The sequence below is a fragment of the Alkalihalophilus sp. As8PL genome (genome assembly GCF_040939795.1).
Lineage (GTDB): Bacteria > Bacillota > Bacilli > Bacillales > Bacillaceae_D > Alkalihalophilus > Alkalihalophilus lindianensis.
The window spans coordinates 1,056,048-1,081,667 of sequence record NZ_CP162551.1 but is presented as its reverse complement, the minus strand read 5'-3'; the positions used below and the strand labels follow the sequence as shown (position 1 = coordinate 1,081,667).

The window sequence follows — 25,620 nt, the reverse complement described above, 5'->3', positions numbered from 1 at the left end:
TTATTTTATATGGGAACCCTCACCCGAACTCTTTTAAAAGTCGCATTCAATCGATTGTTGCAACTTGTCATCATGATTCTTGTTCTCTCATTTATAACGTTTCTATTAATGAAGGTTACACCAGGAGATCCAATTAGGACCATTTTAAAAGTAGATGAGATGGTGACATCGACCACAGATGAAGCCGTTCTTCTTGAAGAGTTTGGCTTTGATCAGCCCATATACACTCAGTATGGTCAGTGGCTGTGGAATGTCGTGCAATTTGATTTAGGTGAATCACTAATTACTAAGAAGCCAGTTTTAGAAATGATTTTCAGTCGGTTACCCGCAACTTTGGCTCTTGCTTTTGGAGGTTTAGGGATTCTCCTATTGATATCGATCCCACTCGGAATGCTCGGTGCTATTTACGAAAATAAGTGGCCAGATTATATGAGTAGAATACTTGCATTTATAGGGTCTTCGATTCCAAGTTTTTGGTTAGGATTACTTTTAATTTACTTTTTTTCACTAAAATTAAATGTTCTACCTGTATCAGGAAGAGGGACGCTTGCTCATTATATACTTCCATCCATCACACTAGGAATTGCAATGGCTCCCATGTATATACGCCTCTTAAGAGAACGACTAATCGGTATTCAAACTAGTTCTTATATTGAAGCTGCGATGGCACGCGGCATATCTCGATCACGTATTTTTTGGTTTCATACGTTTCGAGGAAGTTTGATCCCGATTCTTACCTTATTTGGGCTTTCGATCGGAAGTCTACTTGGAGGAATCACCGTGGTCGAGATCATTTTTTCATGGCCTGGGATGGGGCAGTTGATTGTTGATGCAATCATGCAAAGAGATTATCCCGTCATTCAAGGTTACATCTTAGTAGTTGGGCTGCTTGTTGTTGTGACGAATATGATGGTTGATTTTATTTATACAGTGGTCAACCCGCAGATGAAACAGTGAAAGGAAGCGCATTAAATGGAGAGTATCTACCAAGCAAAGCACCGTTTGATCCAATACCCTACTCTAACAATCAGCTTGTTTTTAACCGTGATTCTTTTGATCATGTTGACTCTTGGTCCGATCATTGTGGCTCATGATCCTTTTCAAATTAACATGACGAATCGTTTACAGTCTGCATCAATGAGTCATATATTGGGGACAGATCAGTTAGGGCGAGACCTCTTTTCAAGAATCTTATATGGTGGAAGGTTAACTGTCGGATTAGGATTAATTGCTATTCTATTAGCCTTATTGATTGGTGTTCCAATTGGATTAATCTCTGGTTATATCGGCGGCAAGTTAGATGCCTTTTTCATGAGGATCGTAGATGGAATTATTGTGTTTCCTGATTTTATTTTAGCGATCGCGATCGCTGGTATATTAGGTCCAAGTTTAACCAATATTGTCATTGCGATTGTCCTTGTTAAATGGATTGTTTATGCCAGGGTTGTAAGAGGACTTGTGATGGCAGAAAAAGAAAAAGAGTTTATTCTCGCTGCAAAGATTTCTAATTCAAGCATAGGTAAAATCATTCGCAGGCATTTGTGGCCACAAATTATCCCTGATGTGGTGGCTATGGCGGCCATCGATGTTGGGAAAGTGATTTTAATTATCTCGACGCTTTCTTATATTGGGGTTGGAGCCCAGCCTCCTATTCCTGAATGGGGAGCTTTATTAAATGACGGACGAGGGTACTTTCAAGTTCATGCGTCCTTAATGATCTATCCAGGTTTAGCTATAATGGCTACTGTACTATGTTTCAATCTTTTAGGGGACGGTGTGAAAGAGTACATGGATCCAAGGAAAGGGGGGAAGTCCTGATGAGTGTACCATTACTAGAAATACATAATCTCGCAATCATTACGACAAATCAAACAAGTGAGTTGTCTCTCATAAAAGGGATTAACCTTAAGGTCGCTAGAGGAGAGATTGTAGGTCTAATCGGAGAAAGTGGTAGTGGGAAGAGCCTAACAGCAAAAGCGATTCTCGGACTATTGCCTGAGTGTGTAAAGGTGTCTGAAGGGTCAATTATGTTTAAAGAAACGAATGTGTTGACTCAATCCAAAAAACAGCGTTACAGCCTACTTGGAAGACAGATGGCTATCATCTCTCAAGATTATAGAGGGAGCTTTACCCCTTATATAAAAATTGGGAAACAAATGATGGAGACAATTCGAAGCCACAGTTCCTTAAGTAAAAAAGAGGCGAAACAAATAGCCTTCGACATGCTTTCCCATATGGATTTGCCTGAAGAACGAATTTACAACAGCTATCCCTTTCAACTTAGTGGAGGACAAGTGCAACGCGCCGCGGTTGCTACTATCATGGCCTTGCAACCATCATTTATTATTTGTGATGAAGTGACAACGGCTCTAGATGTCATTAATGGAGAAAAAGTGATGAATTATATTGACATGATTAGAAAAAAGACCAATTGTGGTGTATTAATGATTACTCATGACCTCACTCAAGCATTCAAACGCACAGATAGGCTCTATGTGATGTCTCAAGGAGAAATTGTAGAAGAGGGACCAACAAAGAAAATTAGAAGATTGCCTACTCATGCATACACAAAGTCTCTTTACGCCTCTTTGCTTCCTTTGCCAGATAAACAAAAAGAAACGTCTGCAAGGAGAGTCGTTGATCTATGAACATCATTGAATTAACAGACGTATCTAAAACATACGAACGAAATGTCAAAGCGCTTAAGCAGTTCTCGTTATCTGTTCAAGAAGGTGAATGTGTAGGGGTTATTGGAGAGAGTGGCAGTGGAAAAAGCACTCTTGCAAAATTGCTTGTCGGCTTAGAAAGGAAGGATCAGGGGAATCTCTCTATTCTCGGTTCAACAGTATCTCTACAAAATAAAAAAGAAAAAGCGTATTTTCGCCAGCATGTTCAAATGGTTTTTCAAGATGCAACAAGTGTTCTAAATCCGAAGTTGCCTATTTGGAAAAGTGTGATTGAACCGCTTGAAAATTTTAAGAATTTAAAGCCTCGTTACCTAGATAATACTCCGGACTCCGCACTCGAAATTGCAAAGGTTTTACTTAATATGGTCGGGTTAGATCAACAATATCTTCAAGCGTTTCCGGATGATTTAAGTGGAGGACAAAAGCAGCGTGTGGGCATCGCAAGGGCCATCAGTCTAAGTCCCAAATTGTTAATATGCGATGAACCTACTTCTAGTCTAGATGTGACGGTCCAAAAGCAAATTCTATTATTACTAAAAGAATTACAACAAAAAAACCAGATGTCCATCGTATTTATTTCTCATGATATACGTGCGGTCGTGTTTATGTGTGAAAGAATCATAGTATTAAAAGACGGAGAAAAGGTAGATGAGTTTCTGATAGATGACATTTATTCAAATGAACGACACCCCTATACCAAAACATTAATCAAAGCAGCAAGTTATGAGTGAGGTGAGCGTGTGAAATGGGTCTTCAACAACAAGCTCCGGCACTTTCTGGTCAATCTTCTCTATCGAATAAACAGTATCTCACACTAGCCATTCCTTTAACCATTTCCACCATGACAACCCCACTACTTGGGGCAGTAGATACAGCCGTGGTAGGGCATCTTCCTGATCCGGCTTATATAGGAGGAGTGGCTGTAGGGAGCTTACTTTTTAACACATTATATTGGGTCCTTGGGTTTTTACGAGTCAGCACATCTGGATTTACCGCTCAAGCATACGGAGCGCGTAACGAAAAAGAACTATTTTATTCATTTATACGCCCGTTGTTGATTGCTGTTTTATTTGGTATCCTGTTTATCATTTTACAAGATCCGATTAAAATAATCGCCATGCAGCTCATTCAACCGACAGCAAGGGTAGCTGAACAAGCTATGATCTATGTCGATATTCGCATTTACGGAGCACCGTTTGCTTTGCTCAATTATGTCATTTTAGGTTGGCTCATTGGGTCTTCTCACGTTCGGATGTCTCTTTATCTACAAGTCGGAATGAATGTATGCAACATCTTCTTAAATTTATTTTTTGTTCATGGGCTAAAATTTGGCGTAGCAGGTGTAGCCACGGCAAGTCTGATAGCGGAAATAGGTGCGGCTCTTGTTGGAATCATTCTTCTTTATAAACTGAATGTAATTAAAAGAATACCGATTGAGTGGAGAGCATTATGGGAGAAGACGATATTTATGAAAATGTTGAAAGTGAATCGTGATTTATTTATTCGCACCGTTTGCTTGCTCGTAGTATTGACCTTATTTACATCTAAAGGTGCACAAATGGGTGATACACTCTTAGCTGCAAATGCAATCCTTTTTCAGATTCACTTTATGATGGCGTATTGTTTAGATGGTTTTGCCAATGCGAATAGTATTCTAGTTGGAAGGTCAGTAGGAGAAAGAAGTGAATCTCTTTACCGGCAGACACTTAAACAATCATTTAAATGGGGCTTCTTAATCGCTGTAGCTACCTCATTAATTGTCCTAGTGTCCTCTCCGCTTATATGGCCGATCTTTACTTCAATAGTGGAGGTACAAGCATTACTTAGTCAGTATCTATTGTGGGTTGTTCTCTTCCCAGTGGTAGCAGCTTGGGGTTTACAGCTTTATGGCGTTTTTTCAGGAGCAACAGAGGTTGCCCCTGTTCGGAACTCACTCATCATCTCAATGATAGTGTTTTTAGTTTCCATTTATTTTTTGATTCCAAGTTATCAAAACCACGGGCTATGGATCTCCTTTTTATTATTTACATTAGCAAGAACGCTCGTATTATCGGCTTATCTGCCTAGTTTATCTAGAGGTTTATTTAGATCTGTTTAAAAGAGGGGACGACAGCTAGTTGACATCTCTTCTTTTTTACACTAATAATCGTAATGATTACGATTATTAGTGGTTGGTTGTTATATTACTAGCAAAAGTGGTTATAAATATATATTAAATCGTAATGATTACGAATTAGGAGGATTCAAATGGCGACATGGGATTTAAGTACGACAAGGCATCATGTTTTATTTTGCAACGGAGGAAGCTGTAATAATTGGGGAGCGGAAGAGGTCACTCAAGCCATTAGGAATGAGATATCGAAAAGAGAGTTAGATGATGTTATCCATACAACGAGAACACGTTGTAATGGACGGTGTGATGACCGTTGTGTTGCGGTTGTTTATCCTTCCGGTGAATGGTACAAGAATTTAGTACCGGAGGATGCAAGTGCATTCGTGAACTCACTTATTCTAAACAGGGACATGACCGGTAAAGTAAGTCATACATTTGCAGGTGAAGGTTTTAAACGAGAAGAAGGAATTTCAACAGGCATTGCTAAGAATCGGTCCAAAGTAGAAAGAGTTTCTAAACAATTTTAAGAGGGTGGTAGATTTGGTATTTCAAAAGCAAAAAAAGATTCCAGTGACCATATTAACGGGTTATTTGGGTGCAGGTAAAACAACATTACTTAATCGGATTTTAACAGAAAAGCATAGTAAGAAAGTTGCTGTAATAGTGAATGAATACGGTGAAGTAGGCATTGATAATCAACTAGTAGTAGATTCACAAGAGGAAATTGTGGAAATGAACAATGGCTGTATATGTTGCACAGTGAGAGGAGACTTAATTCGGATTTTACGAACTCTCATTTATTCTATGGAACAAGGGAACGTTTCGTTTGATCAAATCCTCATCGAAACGACCGGCCTAGCAGACCCAGCCCCTGTTGCTCAAACCTTTTTTGTTGATGAGGTTTTATCTGAAGCATTTGAAGTTGATAGTATTGTCACCGTAATTGATAGTAAGCATATTTCAAAACATCTAAATAAAAAAGATGAAGCACAAGAACAGATTGCCTTTGCGGACGTGATTGTTTTTAATAAAACAGATATTGTAAATGAGAACGATCTTAAGCAAATTGAAGCTAGGGTTAGTCAAATGAACCCTACAGCCAAGCGTCTTTTTGTCGAACATTGCCAAGTGTCTTTAGGAGACATTCTTAATATCAATACATTCAATATTGATCACAAATTAAATGTAAATCCTCATTTTCTTGATGATCACCATCATCATCATGATGACCGAGTCTCATCGATTGCTTTTCAAGAAGAACGACCACTTGATATGGCTAAAGTTGATAAATGGATGAGTTACCTCGTACAGGAAAAAGGGGAAGATCTTCTTCGCTATAAGGGGATTCTACATGTAGAAAACATGAAAGAACGGATTGTCTTCCAAGGGCTGCATATGCTCTTTTCCGGAAAGCCAGATCGCAAATGGCAAGAAGGAGAAACGAGAAAAACAGAGCTCGTCTTCATCGGCCGTAACTTAGATAAAGTAGAACTTGAGAAGCAATTTAATGAGTGTATTGTTGGATAATGACTAAAAGGGTTACGCTCCAGTAGCCCTTTTTATCACTCTGACCAGTTTTTATTTACGCTAGCTATTTGCAAGGAACAGAGTTAATGGTAAGATCTATTTTATAAATCGTAATGATTACGATTTATAAAATGAGTAGGGGGGACTATTAATGGAATATTGGTATAAAGAGCATTTTAATGAGGATTATTTATTGATCTATAAACATCGGAATGATGCACGAGCTCAATCGGAGCTTAAAAGTTTGATGAGTTTTATACCTTATCATAAAGACCAAAAAATATTAGATTTATGTTGTGGTGCAGGAAGACATAGTCGTTGGTTTTGGGAAAATGGGTTAAAAGTTACTGGTGTTGATTTATCAAGTACGCTGTTAAATGAAGCTGAAAAATTTCAACAGAGTAGGGATATTCATTATATTCAAAGTGACATGCGGAATATTGATTTTGATGAGGAGTTTGATCTTGTTGCGAACTTGTTTACTAGCTTCGGATATTTTCAAAAGGATATTGAAAACGAGCAAGTATTAAAAAATGTCTACAAGGCTTTAAAGAAAGATGGGTATTTTCTATTTGATTATTTAAATCCGGCATTTATTAAACAGAATCTCATTCCCTTTTCTAAAGAAGTCATTGAGGAGACTTCTATCTTTCAATATCGCACAATTGAAAATGATACAGTCGTGAAAAAAATTAGAATTGAAGATCATAGTTCTCGCAGAACATATGAGGAGCGGGTGAAACTCTATTCAAGTGAGCAATTGAAATGGATGCTAGAGAAAAACGGCTTAAAAGTCATTCATACGCTTGGTCATTATGATGGGACACCATACGATGAAAACCACTCTTCTAGGCTGATCTATATATGTCAAAAATGATGATGAGGTCGTAATAGTGTGATGAAAACTATAGAAAAGAAATGCAATCAGAAAACTCTTCAATCCGTAGTAGAACCTAATACTAATAAGGGTAAACCTCATAAAATCATATATCCCCTCCTTTTACTAGGTCTTCTTGCTACGATGACCTTCGCTATTATGCTAGGGCCGATTACCATTTCACCTTCTATTGTTTGGAAAATTGCGTTGTCTAAATTGCCACTTCTCGAACCTTATCTAATTAATGATTGGACGAGGTCACAAGAACAAATTATTTGGGAAATACGATTTCCAAGGGTGATACTAGCAGCAATTGTCGGTGCAAGTTTAGCAATTGTCGGTGTAGCTATTCAAGCATTAGTTCGAAACTCATTAGCGGATCCATATATTTTAGGTGTGTCCTCCGGGGCATCTGTGGGGGCAACGCTTGTTATTATATTTGGAGCTTTTAAATTCTTTGGTTACTATGCTCTTTCCTCTGCAGCTTTTATAGGAGCGTTATTATCTGTACTACTTGTCTTTCTAGTGGCTCAAGTAAATGGAAGGATCTCTACAGTAAGGCTTTTACTTGCAGGGATTGCTGTATCAATGATGCTTTCAGCAGTGACAAGTTATATTGTCATTTCTGCACCAAGAGAAGAAGGAATAAGAGATGCTATGTTTTGGATGATGGGAAGTATAGCTGGTGCAAAATGGGATCAATTACTTATTCCCTTTTTAAGTTTATCAATAGGGATTGCTATCCTGTTTTTTCTAGCAAGGCCTCTTAATTTAATGTTAATGGGGGAAGATACGGCTACAACTTTGGGGTTGAATAGTAATTTCTTTAAGAAGCTATTACTCTTATTGACAGCGTTATTAACCGGAGTGGTTGTTTCAGTTAGTGGCGCAATAGGATTTATTGGCTTAATGGTACCGCATACGGTTAGGTTGATCGTTGGAGCCGACCATCGTCATGTATTGCCTATGAGTGCTTTGGTTGGCGCAATCTTTCTGATCTGGGCTGATTTATTAGCGAGAACGATTGTTGCTCCACAAGAATTACCCATTGGTATTATTACGGCATTATGTGGTGGACCTTTCTTTATTTGGCTGCTAAGACGCAGAACATATTCCTTTGGGGCAGGTGGGACGGAATGAAATTGAAAGTTGAAGAACTTACAACGACAATCGACCAGAAGAAGATTATTGAGTCTGTAAATCTATGTATTCAAGAAGGAGACTTTGTAGGTATAATCGGCCCAAATGGAAGCGGGAAATCAACTTTACTTAAAACAATCTACCGAATCCTTGAACCAGATGCTGGGTTAATTTCCTTAGACCAAGAAAATATTCAACAACTCTCTCATCGAGTATTCTCACAGCGTTTGGCAGTAGTTAGTCAAGAGGGGTCTGTGCCTTTTGATTTCTCAGTAAAAGAAATTGTCTTAATGGGAAGAAGTCCCCATAAGAACTATTTTGAAAGAGAGACAGCGCAAGACTTAGAAAAGACTACTGAAGCCTTATCAAAAGTTGGGCTAACAGGATATGAGGAACGAAGCTTTCCCACCTTGTCAGGAGGGGAGAAGCAACGAGTGTTAATTGCCCGAGCATTTGCTCAAGACGCTTCTTTTCTTGTATTAGACGAGCCAACCAATCATCTAGATATTCACCATCAGCTACATATGTTAGATGTTATTCGAGCATCAAATGTTACTATACTTACTGCCCTACACGATTTAAATTTAGCTGCAGCTTATTGTGATAAGCTTTTTGTCATGAAAGATGGAAATCTAGTAACTAATGGAACCCCTAAACAAGTATTAACTGAAGAGTTATTACAAGACGTATTTCAAGTGAAAGCGAAGGTTCTATCACATCCAGAAACGAATAAAGTTCATCTGATGTATATTTCAGATGGGATGAGTGAGGATGTTAGGTATCAAAGATTTAAACAATTTCTTCAAAAGTAAGGTTATTGAGTTTAATAGATTAATAGGAAAGAGGGAAAGTTGTGAATAAAAAGCTAAAAGTATTAGGGATTGGTCTATTTAGTTTACTATTGGTTGGTTGCGCAGGAGGTAGTGAAGCGCGTCAAGTAAGCGGAGAAGAAACGAATTCAAAAGAACTTGATCAAGTAGTGGAGATAGAGAACGGGGACCATACTCTTACCTTTACAGAAGTCCCGACACGCGCTATTTCACTTAATCAACATGTTACAGAAGTTATGCTTGCGCTTGGGTTAGAAGAACATATGGTGGGCACAGCTTATCTTGATGATGAGGTATTACCAGAATTTAAGGAAGCGTATGATGGCATTCCAGTGATTGCTGATCAATATCCTTCACAAGAAGTTTTCTTAGATAAAGAGCCAGACTTTGCTTATGCCGGATGGGGCAGTGCATTTCGCGAAGATAATATTGGAACAGTAGAACAATTAGCAGCCTTTGGAGTCCAAGCATATTTGCACCAATCCTCTACATTAGTAGGTCCAGAAATGGATGATATTTTTCAGGATATTTTAAATGTAGCAAAGATTTTTGACGTGGAAGAGCGGGGAGAGGAATTAATTAATTCTATTGAGCAAGAGCTCACTAGTCTTCAAAAAGAAATCCCTGAGAGTGAAGCGAGTAAGCGTATTTTTGTCTTTGATAGTGGTGAAACCGCACCACTTACAGTAGGCCGTAATTTTTTAAATGAAATTATAACGATGGCTGGTGCAACGAATATCTTTAAGGATCTTGATAAAAATTGGGGAGAAGTGAGTTTTGAAGAAGTGGTGGAACGTGACCCCGAAGTCATTGTCGTTATGGACTACGGTGAGACAACAGCTGAAGAAAAAATAGAGCAATTAATGCGTCACCCAGCGTTAACAGCTGTCACAGCGATTAAAGAAGAAAACTTTATAGTTATGCCACTCTCTGCAGCGGCTGAGGGGGTAAGGGTGGGATCTGCACTTCGGATCATGATAGAGGGGCTTTATTGATTAAAGAAAATGAAGTATACTATTTAAATCGTAATTATTACGATTTATTATAAAGCTACATGAAAGGAAGTGAGCTTATGCTACAAGATCTTTACCGAAAAGTCGTGATGGACCATGCAAAATACAGACGTAATACAGGTGTTCTTGAAGGGGAAGATGTGAGGAAAATCCATTACAAAAACCCAACATGTGGAGATGTGATTACTTTATATGTAGTTATTGATGATGAGCAACTACAAGACATCTCATTTGAAGGAGAAGGCTGTAGCATCAGTATGGCTTCATCCTCTATAATGACGGAGTTAATAAAAAATAAAGATATAACGACTGTGAGTTCTCTCCGTAACGAATTTGAGCAACTGATACGAGATGGGAAACAAGCAAATGAAGAGATTGATCTTGGGGATGCTTTATCGCTTGAAGGAGTCCATAAATTGAGAGCACGACATAATTGTGCACTAATGGCATGGCAAGCCCTTGATAAAGTATTAGCTGATGTCGAGTCATATAATTGGAAAAAGTAAGTAGCAGCAGGGAAGGAGTTACAATTTTGAATGCTTCAAAGATAGAGCTTGTCATACTAAGTGGTTTTCTTGGTAGTGGAAAAAGTACATTATTAAAAAAGCTAATTGAGCATGAAAAGAAAAAAGAGCGCTCAATTGCCGTCTTAATGAATGAATTAGGACATATAAGCATTGATTCAGCTAGTGTACCTGCAAATGTACCGTTAAAGGAAATGCTAAATGGGTGTATTTGTTGCACGATGCAGGGCGAATTAGGTGTCCAATTAAAAGAGTTAACAGAGGAGCATGTTCTTGATGTGATCTTTATTGAGGCAACTGGGGCTGCTCACCCTCTAGACGTGCTAGATGCCTGCACTCATCCATTATTAGTAGATAAACTTGAGATAAAAGCAGTAATCACGGTTGTGAATGCAAAACAATGGTACGAGCAGAAACTGAGCAATATGTTGAAGAAGTTATTACAGCACCAAGTTAAATTCGCTGATATTGTATTGATTAACAAAATCGATCAAATAAACGAAAGTGGCCTAATGTCTGTAAGAGATTCAATCAAAGAAACAAATGGCCAGGCGAAGATTCTTTCAACGCATTACTCAGAAATGGATTGCGCGTTATTAGATGGGGGTCTTTCAGAACAGTTGACGCAAAAAAATACGAAAGATAAAGAGACGGATATTGAACATCTACACCTTCAAACCTGTGCAATCCCGATAAAAAATTCAATTGATCGAATTAAACTAAATGAATGGTTAGAAAAAAGCAACCAATTGATTCTTAGGGTGAAAGGCTTTATTCAACTTACGGAAACCCCAGGTATTTACTTATTTAATTACTCATATGGTCATCCAACCTTTGAGAGGGTCAAAGAAAGTGTAAATGTAGATCCTGTTCTAGTCTTTATTGGAGAAAATCTTGATAAAAAAGCCCTAAAGAAAGAACTTGAAGAAGTAGTGGGTGAAAGTATTTATCAATGAAAAATCAGTAGGAACGATTCAAGTTTCTTTATTCGAGCAACGGCTTTTATTTTACGAACAGCTTTGGGATAATAAGTTGGCGAAGACTAGGGATGTGGATGAAAACGGGGAAAAACAGAGTAAAGTACGTGGAGGCAAGGAAATTATTTTCCTTGCTTCTTTCTTTTGGAAACTTTTGTAGACTATAGAACGTATACTTAATAAATTCATGTTAGTAAAAGAGGAGTGAACATATGAACGAAATTATCGCAGAACTTGAGCAGATGAATCTGGCAGTAATCCTACCTTTTTTCATCATTCAACTCATTCTGATGGTCATTGCACTAGTTGATTGGTTTAAGATTGAAAAGACAAATGGTCCTAAGTGGATGTGGCTCTTTATTATTGTGCTTGTGAATATAATTGGCCCGATTCTTTATTTTGTGATTGGTAGGAGGCAAGAATAATGCCCTTTTTCCAAGTAGAACAATTAACGAAAAAATTTGGTGAAACTACAGTGGTCGACCGTGTTTCTTTTAGCTTAGAAGAAGGACGCTGTGTAGCATTGCTTGGTCCAAATGGGGCTGGGAAAACGACTACCCTGAAGATGCTCACTCAATTACTTAACCCAACGAGTGGGACGATTCAAATGGATGGATATGAGCAAAATGCTGATCTTAGGACCCAAATCGGTTATTTACCACAATATCCTATTTTTCATAATTGGATGAGTGGCAAAGAGTTCTTGGAATATGTCGGCAAGCTGACGCATCTCACACCTACTGAAGCTAAGGTGCGAGCATGTGAACTCCTTGAAATGATGGGGCTAGCTGATGCTGCAAATCGACGCATTGGAAAGTATTCTGGAGGTATGAAGCAGCGTTTGGGTATTGCTCAAGCAATTATTCATCGTCCTAAACTTCTCTTATTAGATGAACCAGTTTCAGCACTTGATCCATTTGGACGGCGAGAAGTGTTAGAACTGATTCGTGAATTGAAAAAAGATACAACGATTCTATTTTCGACACATGTCTTAAACGATGCCGAGGAAGTAAGTGATGACATCATTATTATTAACCAAGGTGAGATCAAGGTTGCTGAACGCCTCCATACCCTTCAAGAACAGCATCAGCAGCCGATGATTTCCTTACAAACCAAAGCGCCGATTCATCCATTAATTAAAGGGTGGGAAGACTGGGATGGGGTCACAGAAATCATTTACGAGGAGTATGCAGCTAAAGTGGTTGTAACTGAGATGGAGGCGATTAAGAAGAAAATGCTCGCTGATATTGTCGCAAAAGATATCCCTCTCATCGCTTTTGAAGTTCAGAAGTCATCCCTTGAAGATTTATTTATGAAGGTGGTGAGAGGATGAAGCAGTGGCTCGTTTTATTTCAAAAGGAACTACTTGAGATGGCGCGAAACTATAAATTAATTTGGCTTCCACTTGTCTTCATCTTATTAAGTATGATTGATCCTCTAACAACATATTACATGCCGCAAATCCTTGAGATGTCAGGTGGCTTACCGGAGGGAGCCGTTTTTGAAATGCCACTTCCTTCTGCGCCAGAAGTATTAATGATGACGGTGTCGCAACTGAATCTGTTAGGTGTTCTCATCATCGTTTTAGCTTCGATGGGGACGATTGCTGCCGAACGAAAAAGTGGTCTTGCTGGCATGATTTTAGTAAAACCGATCCCTTATTCGTCCTATGTAACAGCAAAATGGGCTGGATTAAGTGTAGTTGGCCTTGTATCGGTGTTTTTAGGATATTTAGCGGGTTGGTACTATGTCACCCTCTTATTTGAACCAATTTCATTTGCAACATTTTTGCAAAGTTATCTCTTGTTCGCTTTATGGTTTGTATTTATTTTCACACTCACGATTTTCTTTAATACCGTTGTCAAAGTACCGGGATTAGTCGCATTTGCCACGCTCGCAACCGTTATTGTTCTCTCTGTGCTTACGAATACATTTGAAAAGTGGATGATGTGGAGTCCAGCACAGCTAACAGGAAATGTTGGATCGTTGTTGATAGAGGGTAGAACACTTGAAGATCTTTGGTTGACGGTCATGGTGACGCTTATTCTTGTCGTTTTGTTAATGATCAGTGCCGTTAACATCTTACGTAATAAAGAGTTAGCTGAATAGCTTCTAATGCTTTTGGCAAAATAAGATCAGGAACCAAATACTCTTTTTAGTAAGGTGGGATTATAGTTGTCACAGTCAAAATCGCAAGAAACGCGTCAATGGCGTCAACGTAAAGAAACGCAACATCCACACGGTAAAGTAAAATCATTAAAAACTCTTTCAGAAGAAACGAAGAAAGAATAGTCTTGAAAAAAAGCAAAAACCAGCTACGTCGATAACGATGATAGCTGGTTTCTTCATTACCAAAGAACAGCTAATACATTTCCATCGAACCAATTTGTATCAATATTGCATGTTTCGGCGTCTATCCCGTATTGCCAACCACCAATCAATCCACCTTCAGGATATTCAGGGTTGTATTCAGGTGCATTCGCTTCCGTTGTAATGCCTTCATTAGGTGAAGCAGTCCAAATATATAACTCATCTAAAAGAGTGCTATTCTCCTCGGCTGCTGTTTCATAAGCGACATAAAGCTCTTCGCTCCGATCAAAAATACCATATATACCTGAGCTATATTCAGAATCGCTCATTGCATCATGCCAACCTAAAATAAACGGTGCATCAATAGGATAGATTGGCTCGACGTTAGCAAATAATGCAACGCCTTCTGGAACTCCAAGATCTCTGGCCATTTCTATTGCAGCATTCGCTTCACTTTGCCCTTTATCGTACCCAGTCGCATCGGTAAATTGATTCCAAATGACAAGAATTTGTATATCATTCGACTGAAGAAGATCGACTTCTTCTTGAGTCAGTCCAAAAGAAACACCATCTTTATCTCCAAGATATCGGCCCCATACTTGGGGTTCACCAAAATTATCTCGGACACATGCTAATAAATCATCATCGGTCAAACTAGCAGAATCGACACCCCATACGATCTCAGGCGTATCTTCCCCATTTACCTTTGTGTCGTCGCCATTTCCACCACTCGTAGTACGAATGCCATTAGCATCGACGTTGTTTGCAATGGCATTCGTTACTTTCACATCGACACTGACATGAATATCATTTAAAACCTCATTATCAATTGCATGGTTTTCTCCGTTCGTCACATTGTTCTCGATTGAATTCTCAACCGTGGCATTCTGAGAATCAACATCATTTTGAATGTTGTTTTTAATCGCCGCATCACTAGTTAACAAAATGGAATCCGTTAGAATCTTACTTTGGCTAATAATTGAGATGGTTAGTACAAATAAGATTGAAAGAGTAGCGATCATAAAAAGCATTAGATTTGTCCTTGTATTCATCACTCCACCACCCTGCATATACTCGAATTATTGTATGTGAGGGCAGTGGGGGATGTGAGAGGGGCGAGGAAAACTTAAACTTAAAACTGAAGCAGAGTGGATATTGGTATAGAATAGAATAATAGACTTTATCACTTATAAATAGGGGGATTTTGATATGAATCTTGAAGAAAAAATTAAAAAAATACTATCTCCTGAACAAGTCACAACCAATCAAACGATGCGTGAGCAGCATAGTCGCGACGAGAGCTATCACACGCCTAGCTTGCCTGATGTGGTTGTCTTTCCTATGTCGACTACTGACGTCCAGCAAGTTGTATCATTTGCCAATGAGCATGAGATTCCGGTTGTTCCTTTTGGTTTAGGGACAAGTCTTGAGGGCAATTCGATTCCGTATCACGGGGGCATTTCATTGGATTTATCGTTAATGAATCAGGTTCTAGAAGTGAGACCTGGAGACTTTTTGATTAAGGTGCAACCGGGAATTACGCGAACCCAATTAAACAAAGAGTTGAGAAAACATGGATTGTTTTTCACTGTGGACCCTGGTGCTGATGCTACTTTAGGGGGGATGGCTGCAACAAATGCAAGTGGAACGACCTCTGTACGATACGGAATTATGAGGGATCAAGTACGAGATTTAGAGGTTGTCTTAGCCAATGGAGACGTGATTCATACCGGTGGATTATCTGCTAAATCTTCCTCGGGATATAACTTAAATGGATTGATGGTAGGCTCTGAAGGAACACTTGGTGTCATTACAGAGTTAACGTTAAAAGTACATGGGATACCGGAGTGTATTATGGCAGCACGAGCGACTTTTCCGGATGCGAAATCGGCAGTGGAGGCCGTTACTAGCATTCTAGCTGCCAATATTCCAGTAGCAAGGATGGAATTTGTAGACGAGTATTCGATTCTTCAAGTGAACCGAGCGAACGAAAGTAACTATGAGGAAAAACCGACCCTTTTCTTAGAGTTTCATGGAAATGAAGCAGGGCTCAAGCAAGATGTAGAGTTTATGAAAGAAATTGTGAGTGAATTAGGGTGCAAGGACATTCATTTTGAACTGGATACGAAATCCCGTGCATTGCTTTGGGAAGCTCGTCATAACTTAGCTTATTCCTTTATTCACGGATTTACTGGAAAGAAACTGATGGTAACAGATGTGAGTTTACCCATAACAGAATTAAGCGGAGCTATTTTGCATTCAAGAAAAGAAATGGATGAGCTCGGGTTAATAGGAGCACTTGTTGGTCATGTAGGTGACGGCAATTATCATGCACTTGTTATGGTTGATCTGAAGGACGAGGTCGAATTGAATAAAGCGAAGCAATTGAATGAACGTATTGTTTATTATGCTCTAAAACGAGGTGGAACGTGCACAGGTGAACATGGAGTAGGGGTAGGAAAGATCATGTATCAACAACAAGAACACGGGGCTGCCTATGAAGTGATGAAAGCAATTAAAAAGATACTAGATCCAAAGGGAATTATGAATCCTGGGAAGATCTTTAGTGAAATATAATCTGCCATCATGCGCCTATATGTCCTAGATAGGCGCTAAAATTTGCTAAAAAAATAATGAAGAAAAAACTGAAATACTTAGAAAGGTGTCGAAAGAAAGAGTAAGAAAGAGAATGGGCTGAGAAATCTAGCGAAAATAACTTATCAGAATATTTACAAAAGTTAAATAATTAGTTATAGTAAGAACAAGCAAGACAAGCACTACCGCAACACCAAGCAACACTAAGTAAGTAGAAACACCCCAACACCCTAAAGGAAATAATAAAGAAAGGGGATAGGCTATGTGAGATAAGAAGCTACACCAAATTGGGAACTTGAAGGGACTGATTCCAATGACGTAGCGAAAGCGAAGTGTATCAGGGTATGCGATACATGGGAACTCACCAGAAATAAATACATGATAAGGGTATTGTATTAGAAAGGAATTAACAAGTACATGAATGAGGAATCGATAGTATAGCGACCTTTTATCCGTAGGAAAGATGGATAAAAGGTCGCTATTAATGTTGGTCTAATCATTCTATTTTTTGGCTAAGTAGTCTCCATTTTTTCCACCTGTTTTACTTAGCAGGAAGGTTTCTTTAATCACCATACTCTTATCAACTGCTTTACACATATCATAGAATGTGAGAGCAGCGGCAGAGACGGCGGTTAGTGCCTCCATCTCAACCCCTGTATTCCCCTTACATGTCACTTCAGCTTGCATCATCAACTCATAGCCATCGCTTACTTGCTTGTATTCAAAATGAAAGTCAACTCCAGTCAGTTGAATCGGATGACACATTGGGATAATGTCAGGCGTTTTTTTTGCAGCCATAATCCCGGCAATCTGTGCAACTTGTAGAGGATCTCCTTTTTTAATTTCAGCATTTTGGATCGCGTCGTATAATTCTTTTTTTAATAGAATCGTACTCTGAGCAACCGCACTTCGTTTTGTTTCATTTTTTTGAGAAATGTCGACCATTTTTGGACGACCCTTTTCATTCCAATGGGAAAATTCACTCATGTTCTTCTCTCCTTGTCTTTCATCTTTTTCCAATCACTTTCGTAGTTAATATTCGTAAATTCTACTTGAGTGTCTGGAAATTGGATATACTTTACGTTTCCTTTTTGTAACAAAGGTCGCATGCTTTTTTGATTATTTTCAAGTAGCTCCAAAGCGATCGGCAAGCAGCGACGATGATACATAGCAATCAGTGGTTGCTCTTTTTCACCGGTAACGGGGACGATCGCATCTATGGTTGGATCAGTATCAGTTGTATGATCTATTAACGATCGAACCAACTCCGGTGTGATAAAAGGGATGTCCGCTGCTAAGACGATGTACCAATCAGCCTCTTTAATAGAGTCCATTGCAAATGTTAAAGCAGCTAAAGGGCCTTTATGACTCTCTTTTTCAACCAGCACGTTTACATCCGTTTGATCAAAGTGCTCAGAAAGTTGTTCATTTGTAATAATATACACAGATTCAATCCCGCTTCCTGTAAGTGCGCTTACACTATGTCGGTAAAACGGAATTCCTTTATACTGTTCAAACATTTTCGGCTTACCATATCGGGAGGATTGACCCCCGGCTAATATCATGCCTGATATCTTCATTTTTTGACCAGTTCATCTGCAAAATGAGACATCGTCGGTAGAATTAATTTTTCTAATGCAAGCTTTACCGCGTTCGTTGAGCCAGGCAATGCGTAGATAGCAGTCGCTTTCTTACTTCCAGCCACTGCTCTACTAAATAGAGCTTTTGGTCCGATTTCCTCATAGCTTAACATCCGGAATAACTCTCCAAATCCATCCATTTGCTTGTCTATTAATTGAGAAACGGCTTCGTACGTAACGTCTCTAGGTGAGAAACCTGTTCCGCCATTTAAAATAATCACCTGCACCTCGGGTCTTTCTACCCAATTTTGAATCTCTTCCTGAATGATAGAACGTTCGTCTTTTACAATTTTATAATCAATGATGGCATGGTCGTTGGATTGTAAGAGCGATTGAATGGCTTGGCCACTGCGGTCATCGTCTTTATTTCTAGTATCTGAAATCGTTAATATCGCAACATTTACCACTTTGGACGTATCAATCTGATGCATAGTAGTCAGTCACCTTCCTTTTTTTGTGTTAGAATGATTCATTATATCTTACCAATAGTAACAGCTTTTTTTAAATACAATCAAATGAATTGTCGATAAAGGGTGAAGAACGTAACCGTAGAGGAGGGATGGAGATGGAAATTAACCAGGTGAAAGACAAATACTTGAGACCTTTGCAAGATTTGCGTGTATCCATTATGGACAAGTGTAATTTCCGTTGTTCCTACTGCATGCCAAAAGAAGTTTTCGGAGATGATTATGTATTTATGCGAGAGGAAGAACTACTCTCGTTTGATGAGATAGAACGCTTGGTTTTACAATTTACGAAATTAGGAGTTAAGAAAATCCGCCTGACCGGTGGTGAACCGTTACTTCGTAAAAATGTGCCCGATCTAATTAAGCGACTATCACAAATAAATGGAATTGAAGATATTGCCTTAACAACAAATGGTGTGCATTTAGTTAAGCAGGCTAAGGATTTAAAACAAGCCGGTCTCATGCGCGTAAATGTCAGTTTAGATGCCTTGACGACTGGTATTTTCCAAGAGATGAATGGCAGAAAAGTCACGTCAGCAGTCGTCTTAAAAGGGATAGATGCTGCACTCGCAGCGGGGCTAAAAGTAAAAATCAACATGGTTGTAAAAAAAGGCTTGAATGAAAGCGAAGTCGTAAAATTAGCTCGTTACTGTAAAGAACGGGAGATTACATTGCGGTTTATCGAGTTTATGGATGTTGGTCAAACGAATGGCTGGGATTTCTCGCAAGTTGTGACAAAAAAAGAATTGCTAGAAAAAGTGTCAACGATTGCTCCTATTGAAAAAGTCGACCGAGAGTTAGGGGAAGTCGCAACCAGGTATCGTTATAAGGGGACAAATACAGAGATTGGAATCATATCATCTGTATCGGATACGTTTTGCGGAGATTGCACGCGTGCTAGAATATCCGCGGATGGAAAACTGTTCACTTGTTTGTTTGCCGAAGAGGGATACGACCTACGAGAGTTTGTTCAATCCGGGGCAAGTGATGCGGAGATTGAATCGAAAATTACGGAGATTTGGACTGGCCGTACCGATAAATATTCAGAAGAGCGTACAGAAGAAACCGTTAAAAATCGAAAAAAAATTGAAATGTCTTACATCGGTGGTTAGAATAATGCAAGGGATTCCCCTTGCATTATTTATTTTTGTCTGGAAAGATAAAATGAGTAGTTGTCGAAATATTATAAAACGGAGTGAGTGCTATGGTAGAGAAGCGAAAGCCGATCCCGGTTGAAGAAGCAGTACAAAAAGTGATGGAACACACAGTTGTTCATCCACAAACTGAAATGGTTTCAATTGATGAGAGTTATGGTAGGTTTTTAGCTGAAGACCTCCTAGCGTCTCACGATGTACCAGCGTTCGATCGATCCCCGTATGATGGTTTCGCCATTCGTGCAGAAGATACGAACGAAGCTAATTCTGAACACCCCATTTCGTTTGAAGTGGTGGGAGAAATTGGTGCAGGGTATGTGTTTGAAGGGGAAGTCAAGCCATTCCAAGCAGTAAGAATTATGACTGGAGCACCGATTCCAACGGATTGTAATGCAGTCGTTATGCTTGAATTAACGAAGGAAATCAGTGATAAAAAAATAGAAATCAAACGTGGATTTAAAGACGGAGATAACATTTCCTATCAAGGTGAAGACACGAAAAAAGGGACGGTCTTAGTTGAAAAAGGAACGCAAATCAACCCTGGAGTGGTCGCTTTATTAGCCACTTTTGGGTATCATCAGGTCACAGTCGCTAAAAAACCAGTCATTGGTGTGATCGCAACAGGAAGTGAGCTGCTAGATGTTGATGAACCCCTTGCTCCGGGGAAAATACGTAATTCCAATGCCTACATGATTATCGCTCAAATCGAACGCGCAGGCGGGGAAGCCTTGTATGTAGGAAAGCTCGACGATGATTTGGAAACATGTCTAAATACGACAAAAGAAGCACTTTCAAAAGTTGATATGCTGATTACAACAGGCGGTGTCTCGGTTGGAGATTATGATTATGTCCCTGCTATTTTAAACGAATTGGGAGCTGACGTGCTTTTTAACAAAGTAGCGATGCGGCCAGGTAGTGTAACGACTGTGGCAACAGTTGGTGAAAAAGCATTCTATGGTCTTTCAGGAAATCCATCTGCTTGTTATGTTGGATTTGAATTATTTGTTCGTCCGATCATTCGCAGGTCTTTATTTAGCACCCATCCTCATCTTCAAAAAGTAACCGCTACTCTTGGCGTCGATTTCCCAAAAGTAAATCCCTTTATGAGACTAGTTCGAGCTAAGGTGAGCTATGGGGATGGTGAATTGATCGTATCTCCTTCTGGGGTCGACAAGTCAGGAATCGTTAGTTCTCTAGGCGGAGCGGATTGTTTGCTTGTGTTGCCTGGAGGAACAAGAGGCTATCAAAAAGGGATGGCGGTTGATGTGTTATTACTTGAGAGTACTCAAGGAAGTGAATGGCCATGGAACAATATTGTCCCGTCTTACAGGTAGTCGGCTATCAAAATAGTGGGAAAACGACTTTGATGGAAATCTTGATTCAAAGATGCAGTAAAGCAGGAAAACGTGTAGCGACGATCAAGCATCATGGTCATCACACCCCGCAAAAGCAAGAGAGTAACTTAAAAGATAGTGAGCGTCATCAGCAGGCAGGAGCCGAAGTTACTGCTGTTGAAGGGGGCGGTTCCTTGCAAATTCATATTAAAAATCAATCTTGGTCCCTTGATCAAATGGTGAGTCTATATAAGAGCTTTTCGCCGGATCTTATTTTGGTTGAGGGCTTTAAAAAGGAAGCATACCCAAAAGTTGTGTTGTTACGGGATGAGAAGGATCTCTCCCTTTTACATGAGGCAAGCGATATCATTTGTGCAATTACCTGGGAGAAAGAATTAAAGGTGAGGGAGGTAGATTATCCAATCTATCATCTTGATGACGCTGTAAGTTACAGTGAATTTATTTTAAAGAAATTGAGTGATGACGATGACTGAACGTTTATTTGATATACAGGACACACCTCTATCGATGGAGGAAGTCGTAGGTAAAGTAACGAGAAGAGAGTGCGGCGCAATCGCAACATTTATCGGAACGGTAAGAGAATTAACACATGGCAAGCGAACATTAAAGCTAGAGTACCAAGCATATAAACCGATGGCGATTAAGATGCTAGAACAAATTGGGCAGGAGGTAAAGGAGAAGTGGCCAGGTTCTACGATTGCGATTACCCATCGCGTCGGTACATTGGATATTACTGAAATCGCTGTAATAATCGCAGTGTCAACTCCTCACCGTAAGGCAGCTTATGAAGCGAACGAGTATGCGATGGAGCGAATTAAACAAATTGTTCCGATTTGGAAGAAAGAGTTTTGGGAAGATGGAACGAAATGGGTCGGTGATCAGCTTGAACAGACAGCTTATCCAAAAGGAAAGCCAGACGTGAAGGAGGAAGACAATGATTAAACTATTGCTGTTTGCTGAATTTCAAGAACAAGCTGGAACAGATCAGGTTGAGATTGATCAAGCTGGATTGACGGTTGCGGAATTAAAATCTTGGCTTAAGCAGGAATACCGTTTTACATCACTTGACCAAACGATGATAGCCATCAATGAAACCTATGCCAATGAAACAGATGTCTTAAAAGATGGAGATGTCATTGCTCTTATTCCTCCTGTAAGCGGAGGCTAACCAACAGAAAAGATCCCCTGCTCAATGAATGAGGCAGAGGATCTTTTTTTATGCTTTAATAAGTTTCGTAATGGCTTCGTTACGCGATTGTTGATCTTCCGCTGTTGTCAAATCGTATTTCTTTAACAAGTGAAACAACTCATTTAACTCAAGCTGACTTGGCTTCGTCTCTAGAAAACGTTGGCATGATGCATAGAGATCAGCAGGCAAAAAATCCTTTTGTGAATCGAGCTTTTGATAGACATCTTCAATGGGATGATCTAATTTACATGAACTCATGATAATTCCTCCTTCGTTTGATCCAGAACTATTCGCTCTGGGTGTGAGTAAATGTTAAAGGACGAGCCGCGAATAAAACCGACGGCGGTAATGTTCAGGTCTTCGGCCAACTGGATAGCTAAGTCGGTCGGAGCTGATTTAGATAAGACTATACCAACGCCAATTTTAGCAGCTTTAGTGAGAATTTCAGATGAAATCCGTCCGCTGAAGACGAGAATCTTATCTCGAACGGATACGCCGTTTAACAATGAATGACCGTATAACTTATCAAGTGCGTTATGTCTTCCGATGTCTGAGCGATTGACAATTAACTCGTCAGCTGAGCAAAGCGCTGCATTATGAACACCGCCTGTGTTTTTAAAAACGAGGCTTGAATCCTGCATTTTTTTCATTAAGCGAATGCATTGCTCCGCTGTGATTGTGGTAGAAGACATCGATGTTTTAGCAGTACGTACATCATTTTGAAAATAAAATTGTCGGCTTTTCCCACAGCATGAGCCAATGAATCTCTTTGAGAAATATTGCTGATTCTTAATGTCAGTTGAATGCAACTCTACGTAAGCAAATCCACGATCTTCATCAATTGTCAGATCTTTAATTTCTTTTTTGAAGCGAATGACGCCCTCAGAAGCTAAAAAGCCAATCACCATTTCTTCAAAGTCTCTTGGACTACAGACCATTGTAGCAAATTCCTCGTTATTTATATAAATAGTCAAAGGGAACTCGATAACTATTTCATCCTCTAACGTAGAGAACTGTTTCTGGTTGTATTTGACAATCGACTTCGTGGAACTAAGTGAATCAGTCAACCCATCCCCCCCTTTTTGTTAGATAAAAAGCATGAACCGATTCCAATATAAACATAATTTCGCTCCCTTACAAGACATATGGGAGTGATTGGTAAGAAGTTAATCATAAGTAAGTCTTTTTGACAATAGAAAAATATTGAAAAAAGATTGAATTCTTTTTATAAACAAGGTATGATTTATTTGCATTCATAAATCTGTAACATTTAAGGATCGAGATAGCGACCCTGTCTTCGGTATTAAGTGTTCCTAGATTGTAAGCGATTACTATTGGTACGAGAGTAGCGAAACCTGCTTAAGACTAATCGTCGTGTTTCTTTAAGGAATGATTTTTTCCTTTGAGAAGAACGTCGATTTTTTTTGTTTAGAGAGAAGGAGTGATGACATGAGGGAAGCACAGGGGAAATTAAAAAATCGTTGGTTGATTGCATTAGCAGCTGTTGGGATCCACATTTCCATTGGTTCGGTTTATGCTTGGAGTGTTTTTACCAACCCGATTAGAGAACAACTTGGATGGGATCTGAGTGCGGTATCTTTAACGTTTAGTATCGCAATCGTCTTTTTAGGATTGTCAGCAGCCTTTATGGGCCATTTTGTTGAAAAGTATGGTCCGAGAAAATCAGGTTTAGTAGCAGCCTCATTTTTTGGGATTGGACTAGTTGGTGCAGGGTTTGCGATTAACATGGAGTCGATTTGGCTTTTGTACTTTACATACGGTGCACTTGGTGGGATTGGTCTCGGTGTAGGGTATATCACCCCGGTATCGACTTTAGTAAAATGGTTTCCAGACCGCCGTGGACTGGCAACGGGACTTGCGATCATGGGCTTTGGGTTCTCGGCAATGATTGCCAGCCCGATTATGGCCAATTTAATTAATTCAGTAGGGATTGCAAACACATTCTTTACACTAGGCATTCTATATTTTGTGATTATGCTTGCTTCAGCATTATACATTGAGCGTCCGCCTGAAGGGTATATGGCAGATGTTCAAACGACTGGCAAGAAAGTAGCAGCAGATCTATCTCAATTAACGGCGAATGAAGCTGTTAAGACAAGAAGATTCTGGTTCCTATGGGTGATGCTCTTTATCAACGTCACATGCGGAATTGCGATCTTGTCTGTTGCTTCACCAATGGCACAAGAAATTGCTGGTCTCTCAGCAGCAGCAGCGGCAACAATGGTTGGTGTGATGGGAGTATTTAATGGCTTAGGGCGTATTGGTTGGGCATCGATTTCTGACTATTTGGGACGAGCAAATGTTTATACAGCATTCTTTGCGATTCAAATTGTCACATTCTTTGCTTTGCCGAGTATTACACACGCAATTTTATTCCAGGTCGTTTTATTCTTAATTCTTACGTGTTATGGTGGTGGATTTGCAGCCATTCCAGCATACATTGGCGATTTATTTGGAACAAAGCAACTTGGCGCGATTCATGGCTATATTTTAACAGCTTGGGCACTAGCTGGTTTAGTTGGACCGATTCTAGCATCTTGGATTCGTGAAACAACAGAGAGCTATGCAGGAACGCTCTATATCTTCGGATTTATGTTTATTGCCGCCTTGATTGTCTCACTCGTTATTCGTATTGATATTAAGCAATTAAAAGAAAAAAATAAATCTGCTCGTTTAGCTAGTTAAACCATTTGACATTTTCATACACTCGAACTACTCTTTTAATAAGTAATAGAAAATGAGGGTACGTGAATGAATAAATATGAAGCGGAATTCAGCAACATAGTACGTTCCTTTCGAAAGAAGCATATGGGAAAGGGCCCAAGCAAGATCAGTACAACCTTTTGCAAAAAATGGGCAATATGCGAGATGGAAGGCAACCTATCACCTGTTGAGAAGTTCATTGCAACAGCTAATGAGGGTAAGCAGATGCTAAAGGCTGCTAGAACTGAAATGGTAAAAGAAATGTACCGTAAAAATCCACCTGTTGAAATGGAAGAATTTTTACAGTGTAAGTTCGTAGACTTATTTGTAGATATCGATATTGAAAGAGACTTTGGTATTTCAGTGTTTGTGTTTGATGAAGATATTGAAGAGAAGTTTTCATCAAAGTAAGGTCATTGCACATTACCTTTGGAGAATTGTATAACTGGTTTGGTACTTAGTAGCGATCCTGCCAAAGACTTAACCACCGTTATTCCC

At 39.4% G+C, this 25,620-nt stretch carries 32 protein-coding genes; 26 read left to right on the top strand and 6 right to left on the bottom strand.

The window, feature by feature from the left end; genetic code table 11:
- Positions 1-9: 9 nt before the first annotated feature.
- From nikB to AB3N04_RS06980, 18 genes are all read left to right on the top strand, one after another.
- Positions 10-957 (top strand): nickel ABC transporter permease, encoded by a 948-nt coding sequence (nikB, locus tag AB3N04_RS07065; protein ID WP_368505399.1) that lies wholly within the window; start codon positions 10-12, stop codon positions 955-957.
- 15 nt (positions 958-972) lie between these two features.
- Complete coding sequence (gene nikC, locus AB3N04_RS07060; RefSeq protein WP_368505398.1) at positions 973-1,818, top strand: nickel transporter permease; 846 nt, start codon at positions 973-975, stop codon at positions 1,816-1,818.
- On the top strand, positions 1,818-2,648 hold the full coding sequence (locus AB3N04_RS07055; RefSeq protein WP_368505397.1) for an ATP-binding cassette domain-containing protein: 831 nt from the start codon (positions 1,818-1,820) through the stop codon (positions 2,646-2,648). Before nikC ends, AB3N04_RS07055 begins: the two co-directional genes overlap by 1 nt.
- Positions 2,645-3,418 (top strand): ABC transporter ATP-binding protein, encoded by a 774-nt coding sequence (locus AB3N04_RS07050; RefSeq protein WP_368505396.1) that lies wholly within the window; start codon positions 2,645-2,647, stop codon positions 3,416-3,418. Before AB3N04_RS07055 ends, AB3N04_RS07050 begins: the two co-directional genes overlap by 4 nt.
- Positions 3,419-3,432: 14 nt before the next feature.
- Positions 3,433-4,785 carry an MATE family efflux transporter gene (locus AB3N04_RS07045; protein ID WP_368505395.1) on the top strand — a complete coding sequence of 451 codons (1,353 nt, stop codon included), beginning with the start codon at positions 3,433-3,435 and terminating at the stop codon, positions 4,783-4,785.
- Positions 4,786-4,934: 149 nt separating this feature from the next.
- Positions 4,935-5,327, top strand: coding sequence for a ferredoxin (locus AB3N04_RS07040; RefSeq protein ID WP_368505394.1), 393 nt, complete (start codon positions 4,935-4,937; stop codon positions 5,325-5,327).
- Positions 5,328-5,340: 13 nt separating this feature from the next.
- Positions 5,341-6,327: a GTP-binding protein gene (locus tag AB3N04_RS07035; protein ID WP_368505393.1), complete on the top strand. Its 987-nt coding sequence runs from the start codon at positions 5,341-5,343 to the stop codon at positions 6,325-6,327.
- A 151-nt stretch (positions 6,328-6,478) separates the two neighbouring features.
- Positions 6,479-7,204, top strand: a complete 726-nt coding sequence (locus AB3N04_RS07030) for a class I SAM-dependent methyltransferase (RefSeq protein WP_368505392.1) — start codon at positions 6,479-6,481, stop codon at positions 7,202-7,204.
- Between the two features lie 144 nt (positions 7,205-7,348).
- On the top strand, positions 7,349-8,344 hold the full coding sequence (locus tag AB3N04_RS07025) for a FecCD family ABC transporter permease (RefSeq protein WP_368506005.1): 996 nt from the start codon (positions 7,349-7,351) through the stop codon (positions 8,342-8,344).
- On the top strand, positions 8,341-9,156 hold the full coding sequence (locus tag AB3N04_RS07020) for an ABC transporter ATP-binding protein (RefSeq protein ID WP_368505391.1): 816 nt from the start codon (positions 8,341-8,343) through the stop codon (positions 9,154-9,156). Before AB3N04_RS07025 ends, AB3N04_RS07020 begins: the two co-directional genes overlap by 4 nt.
- 41 nt (positions 9,157-9,197) lie before the next feature.
- On the top strand, positions 9,198-10,169 hold the full coding sequence (locus tag AB3N04_RS07015; RefSeq protein WP_368505390.1) for an ABC transporter substrate-binding protein: 972 nt from the start codon (positions 9,198-9,200) through the stop codon (positions 10,167-10,169).
- 77 nt (positions 10,170-10,246) lie between these two features.
- Positions 10,247-10,693, top strand: a complete 447-nt coding sequence (gene sufU, locus AB3N04_RS07010) for a Fe-S cluster assembly sulfur transfer protein SufU (RefSeq protein WP_368505389.1) — start codon at positions 10,247-10,249, stop codon at positions 10,691-10,693.
- Positions 10,694-10,719: 26 nt separating this feature from the next.
- Positions 10,720-11,667, top strand: coding sequence for a GTP-binding protein (locus AB3N04_RS07005; protein ID WP_368505388.1), 948 nt, complete (start codon positions 10,720-10,722; stop codon positions 11,665-11,667).
- A complete protein-coding gene (locus tag AB3N04_RS07000; RefSeq protein WP_368505387.1) occupies positions 11,648-11,848 on the top strand; it encodes a hypothetical protein in 201 nt (66 codons plus the stop codon). The genes AB3N04_RS07005 and AB3N04_RS07000 overlap by 20 nt, the downstream gene beginning before the upstream one ends.
- 52 nt (positions 11,849-11,900) lie before the next feature.
- Positions 11,901-12,113 carry a PLD nuclease N-terminal domain-containing protein gene (locus AB3N04_RS06995; protein ID WP_368505386.1) on the top strand — a complete coding sequence of 71 codons (213 nt, stop codon included), beginning with the start codon at positions 11,901-11,903 and terminating at the stop codon, positions 12,111-12,113.
- On the top strand, positions 12,113-13,021 hold the full coding sequence (locus tag AB3N04_RS06990; protein WP_368505385.1) for an ATP-binding cassette domain-containing protein: 909 nt from the start codon (positions 12,113-12,115) through the stop codon (positions 13,019-13,021). Before AB3N04_RS06995 ends, AB3N04_RS06990 begins: the two co-directional genes overlap by 1 nt.
- Entirely contained in the window at positions 13,018-13,797 is a 780-nt protein-coding gene (locus AB3N04_RS06985; protein ID WP_368505384.1) for an ABC transporter permease, read from the top strand. The genes AB3N04_RS06990 and AB3N04_RS06985 overlap by 4 nt, the downstream gene beginning before the upstream one ends.
- A gap of 66 nt (positions 13,798-13,863) precedes the next feature.
- On the top strand, positions 13,864-13,980 hold the full coding sequence (locus AB3N04_RS06980; RefSeq protein WP_241773410.1) for a DUF6254 family protein: 117 nt from the start codon (positions 13,864-13,866) through the stop codon (positions 13,978-13,980).
- Between the two features lie 56 nt (positions 13,981-14,036).
- Here AB3N04_RS06980 and AB3N04_RS06975 read toward each other — a convergent pair whose 3' ends face one another.
- A complete protein-coding gene (locus tag AB3N04_RS06975; protein ID WP_368505383.1) occupies positions 14,037-15,050 on the bottom strand; it encodes a glycoside hydrolase domain-containing protein in 1,014 nt (337 codons plus the stop codon).
- Positions 15,051-15,207: 157 nt separating this feature from the next.
- Here AB3N04_RS06975 and AB3N04_RS06970 point away from each other — a divergent pair, with 157 nt between their 5' ends.
- Entirely contained in the window at positions 15,208-16,575 is a 1,368-nt protein-coding gene (locus AB3N04_RS06970) for an FAD-binding oxidoreductase (protein ID WP_368505382.1), read from the top strand.
- A gap of 519 nt (positions 16,576-17,094) precedes the next feature.
- On the opposite strand, the gene moaC is transcribed toward AB3N04_RS06970, so the two are convergent.
- Genes moaC through AB3N04_RS06955 form a run of 3 tightly spaced genes read right to left on the bottom strand, consistent with a single transcriptional unit; the run spans position 17,095 to position 18,664 of the window.
- On the bottom strand, positions 17,095-17,580 hold the full coding sequence (gene moaC / locus AB3N04_RS06965) for a cyclic pyranopterin monophosphate synthase MoaC (RefSeq protein ID WP_368505381.1): 486 nt from the start codon (positions 17,578-17,580) through the stop codon (positions 17,095-17,097).
- Complete coding sequence (locus AB3N04_RS06960; protein WP_368505380.1) at positions 17,577-18,158, bottom strand: molybdenum cofactor guanylyltransferase; 582 nt, start codon at positions 18,156-18,158, stop codon at positions 17,577-17,579. The genes moaC and AB3N04_RS06960 overlap by 4 nt, the downstream gene beginning before the upstream one ends.
- A gap of 11 nt (positions 18,159-18,169) precedes the next feature.
- Positions 18,170-18,664 carry a molybdenum cofactor biosynthesis protein B gene (locus AB3N04_RS06955; RefSeq protein WP_368505379.1) on the bottom strand — a complete coding sequence of 165 codons (495 nt, stop codon included), beginning with the start codon at positions 18,662-18,664 and terminating at the stop codon, positions 18,170-18,172.
- Positions 18,665-18,792: 128 nt separating this feature from the next.
- Between AB3N04_RS06955 and moaA the strand changes: the two genes are divergently transcribed.
- The 5 genes from moaA to moaD all read left to right on the top strand — a co-directional run bounded on the left by moaA (position 18,793) and on the right by moaD (position 22,377).
- A complete protein-coding gene (moaA, locus tag AB3N04_RS06950) occupies positions 18,793-19,812 on the top strand; it encodes a GTP 3',8-cyclase MoaA (RefSeq protein ID WP_368505378.1) in 1,020 nt (339 codons plus the stop codon).
- Positions 19,813-19,904: 92 nt separating this feature from the next.
- The gene (gene glp, locus AB3N04_RS06945; protein ID WP_368505377.1) at positions 19,905-21,188 is read left to right on the top strand and encodes a gephyrin-like molybdotransferase Glp; all 1,284 of its coding nucleotides are present in this window, start codon (positions 19,905-19,907) and stop codon (positions 21,186-21,188) included.
- The gene (gene mobB, locus AB3N04_RS06940) at positions 21,158-21,682 is read left to right on the top strand and encodes a molybdopterin-guanine dinucleotide biosynthesis protein B (RefSeq protein ID WP_368505376.1); all 525 of its coding nucleotides are present in this window, start codon (positions 21,158-21,160) and stop codon (positions 21,680-21,682) included. Before glp ends, mobB begins: the two co-directional genes overlap by 31 nt.
- Positions 21,675-22,151, top strand: a complete 477-nt coding sequence (locus AB3N04_RS06935; protein WP_368505375.1) for a molybdenum cofactor biosynthesis protein MoaE — start codon at positions 21,675-21,677, stop codon at positions 22,149-22,151. The genes mobB and AB3N04_RS06935 overlap by 8 nt, the downstream gene beginning before the upstream one ends.
- On the top strand, positions 22,144-22,377 hold the full coding sequence (moaD, locus tag AB3N04_RS06930; RefSeq protein WP_368505374.1) for a molybdopterin converting factor subunit 1: 234 nt from the start codon (positions 22,144-22,146) through the stop codon (positions 22,375-22,377). Before AB3N04_RS06935 ends, moaD begins: the two co-directional genes overlap by 8 nt.
- 48 nt (positions 22,378-22,425) lie before the next feature.
- Here moaD and AB3N04_RS06925 read toward each other — a convergent pair whose 3' ends face one another.
- Positions 22,426-22,656, bottom strand: a complete 231-nt coding sequence (locus tag AB3N04_RS06925) for a hypothetical protein (RefSeq protein WP_368505373.1) — start codon at positions 22,654-22,656, stop codon at positions 22,426-22,428.
- The gene (gene fdhD / locus AB3N04_RS06920; RefSeq protein ID WP_368505372.1) at positions 22,653-23,465 is read right to left on the bottom strand and encodes a formate dehydrogenase accessory sulfurtransferase FdhD; all 813 of its coding nucleotides are present in this window, start codon (positions 23,463-23,465) and stop codon (positions 22,653-22,655) included. The genes AB3N04_RS06925 and fdhD overlap by 4 nt, the downstream gene beginning before the upstream one ends.
- A gap of 382 nt (positions 23,466-23,847) precedes the next feature.
- Between fdhD and AB3N04_RS06915 the strand changes: the two genes are divergently transcribed.
- A complete protein-coding gene (locus AB3N04_RS06915; RefSeq protein ID WP_368505371.1) occupies positions 23,848-25,104 on the top strand; it encodes an OFA family MFS transporter in 1,257 nt (418 codons plus the stop codon).
- A gap of 66 nt (positions 25,105-25,170) precedes the next feature.
- The gene (locus AB3N04_RS06910) at positions 25,171-25,533 is read left to right on the top strand and encodes a DUF2294 domain-containing protein (RefSeq protein WP_368505370.1); all 363 of its coding nucleotides are present in this window, start codon (positions 25,171-25,173) and stop codon (positions 25,531-25,533) included.
- Positions 25,534-25,620 lie beyond the last annotated feature (87 nt).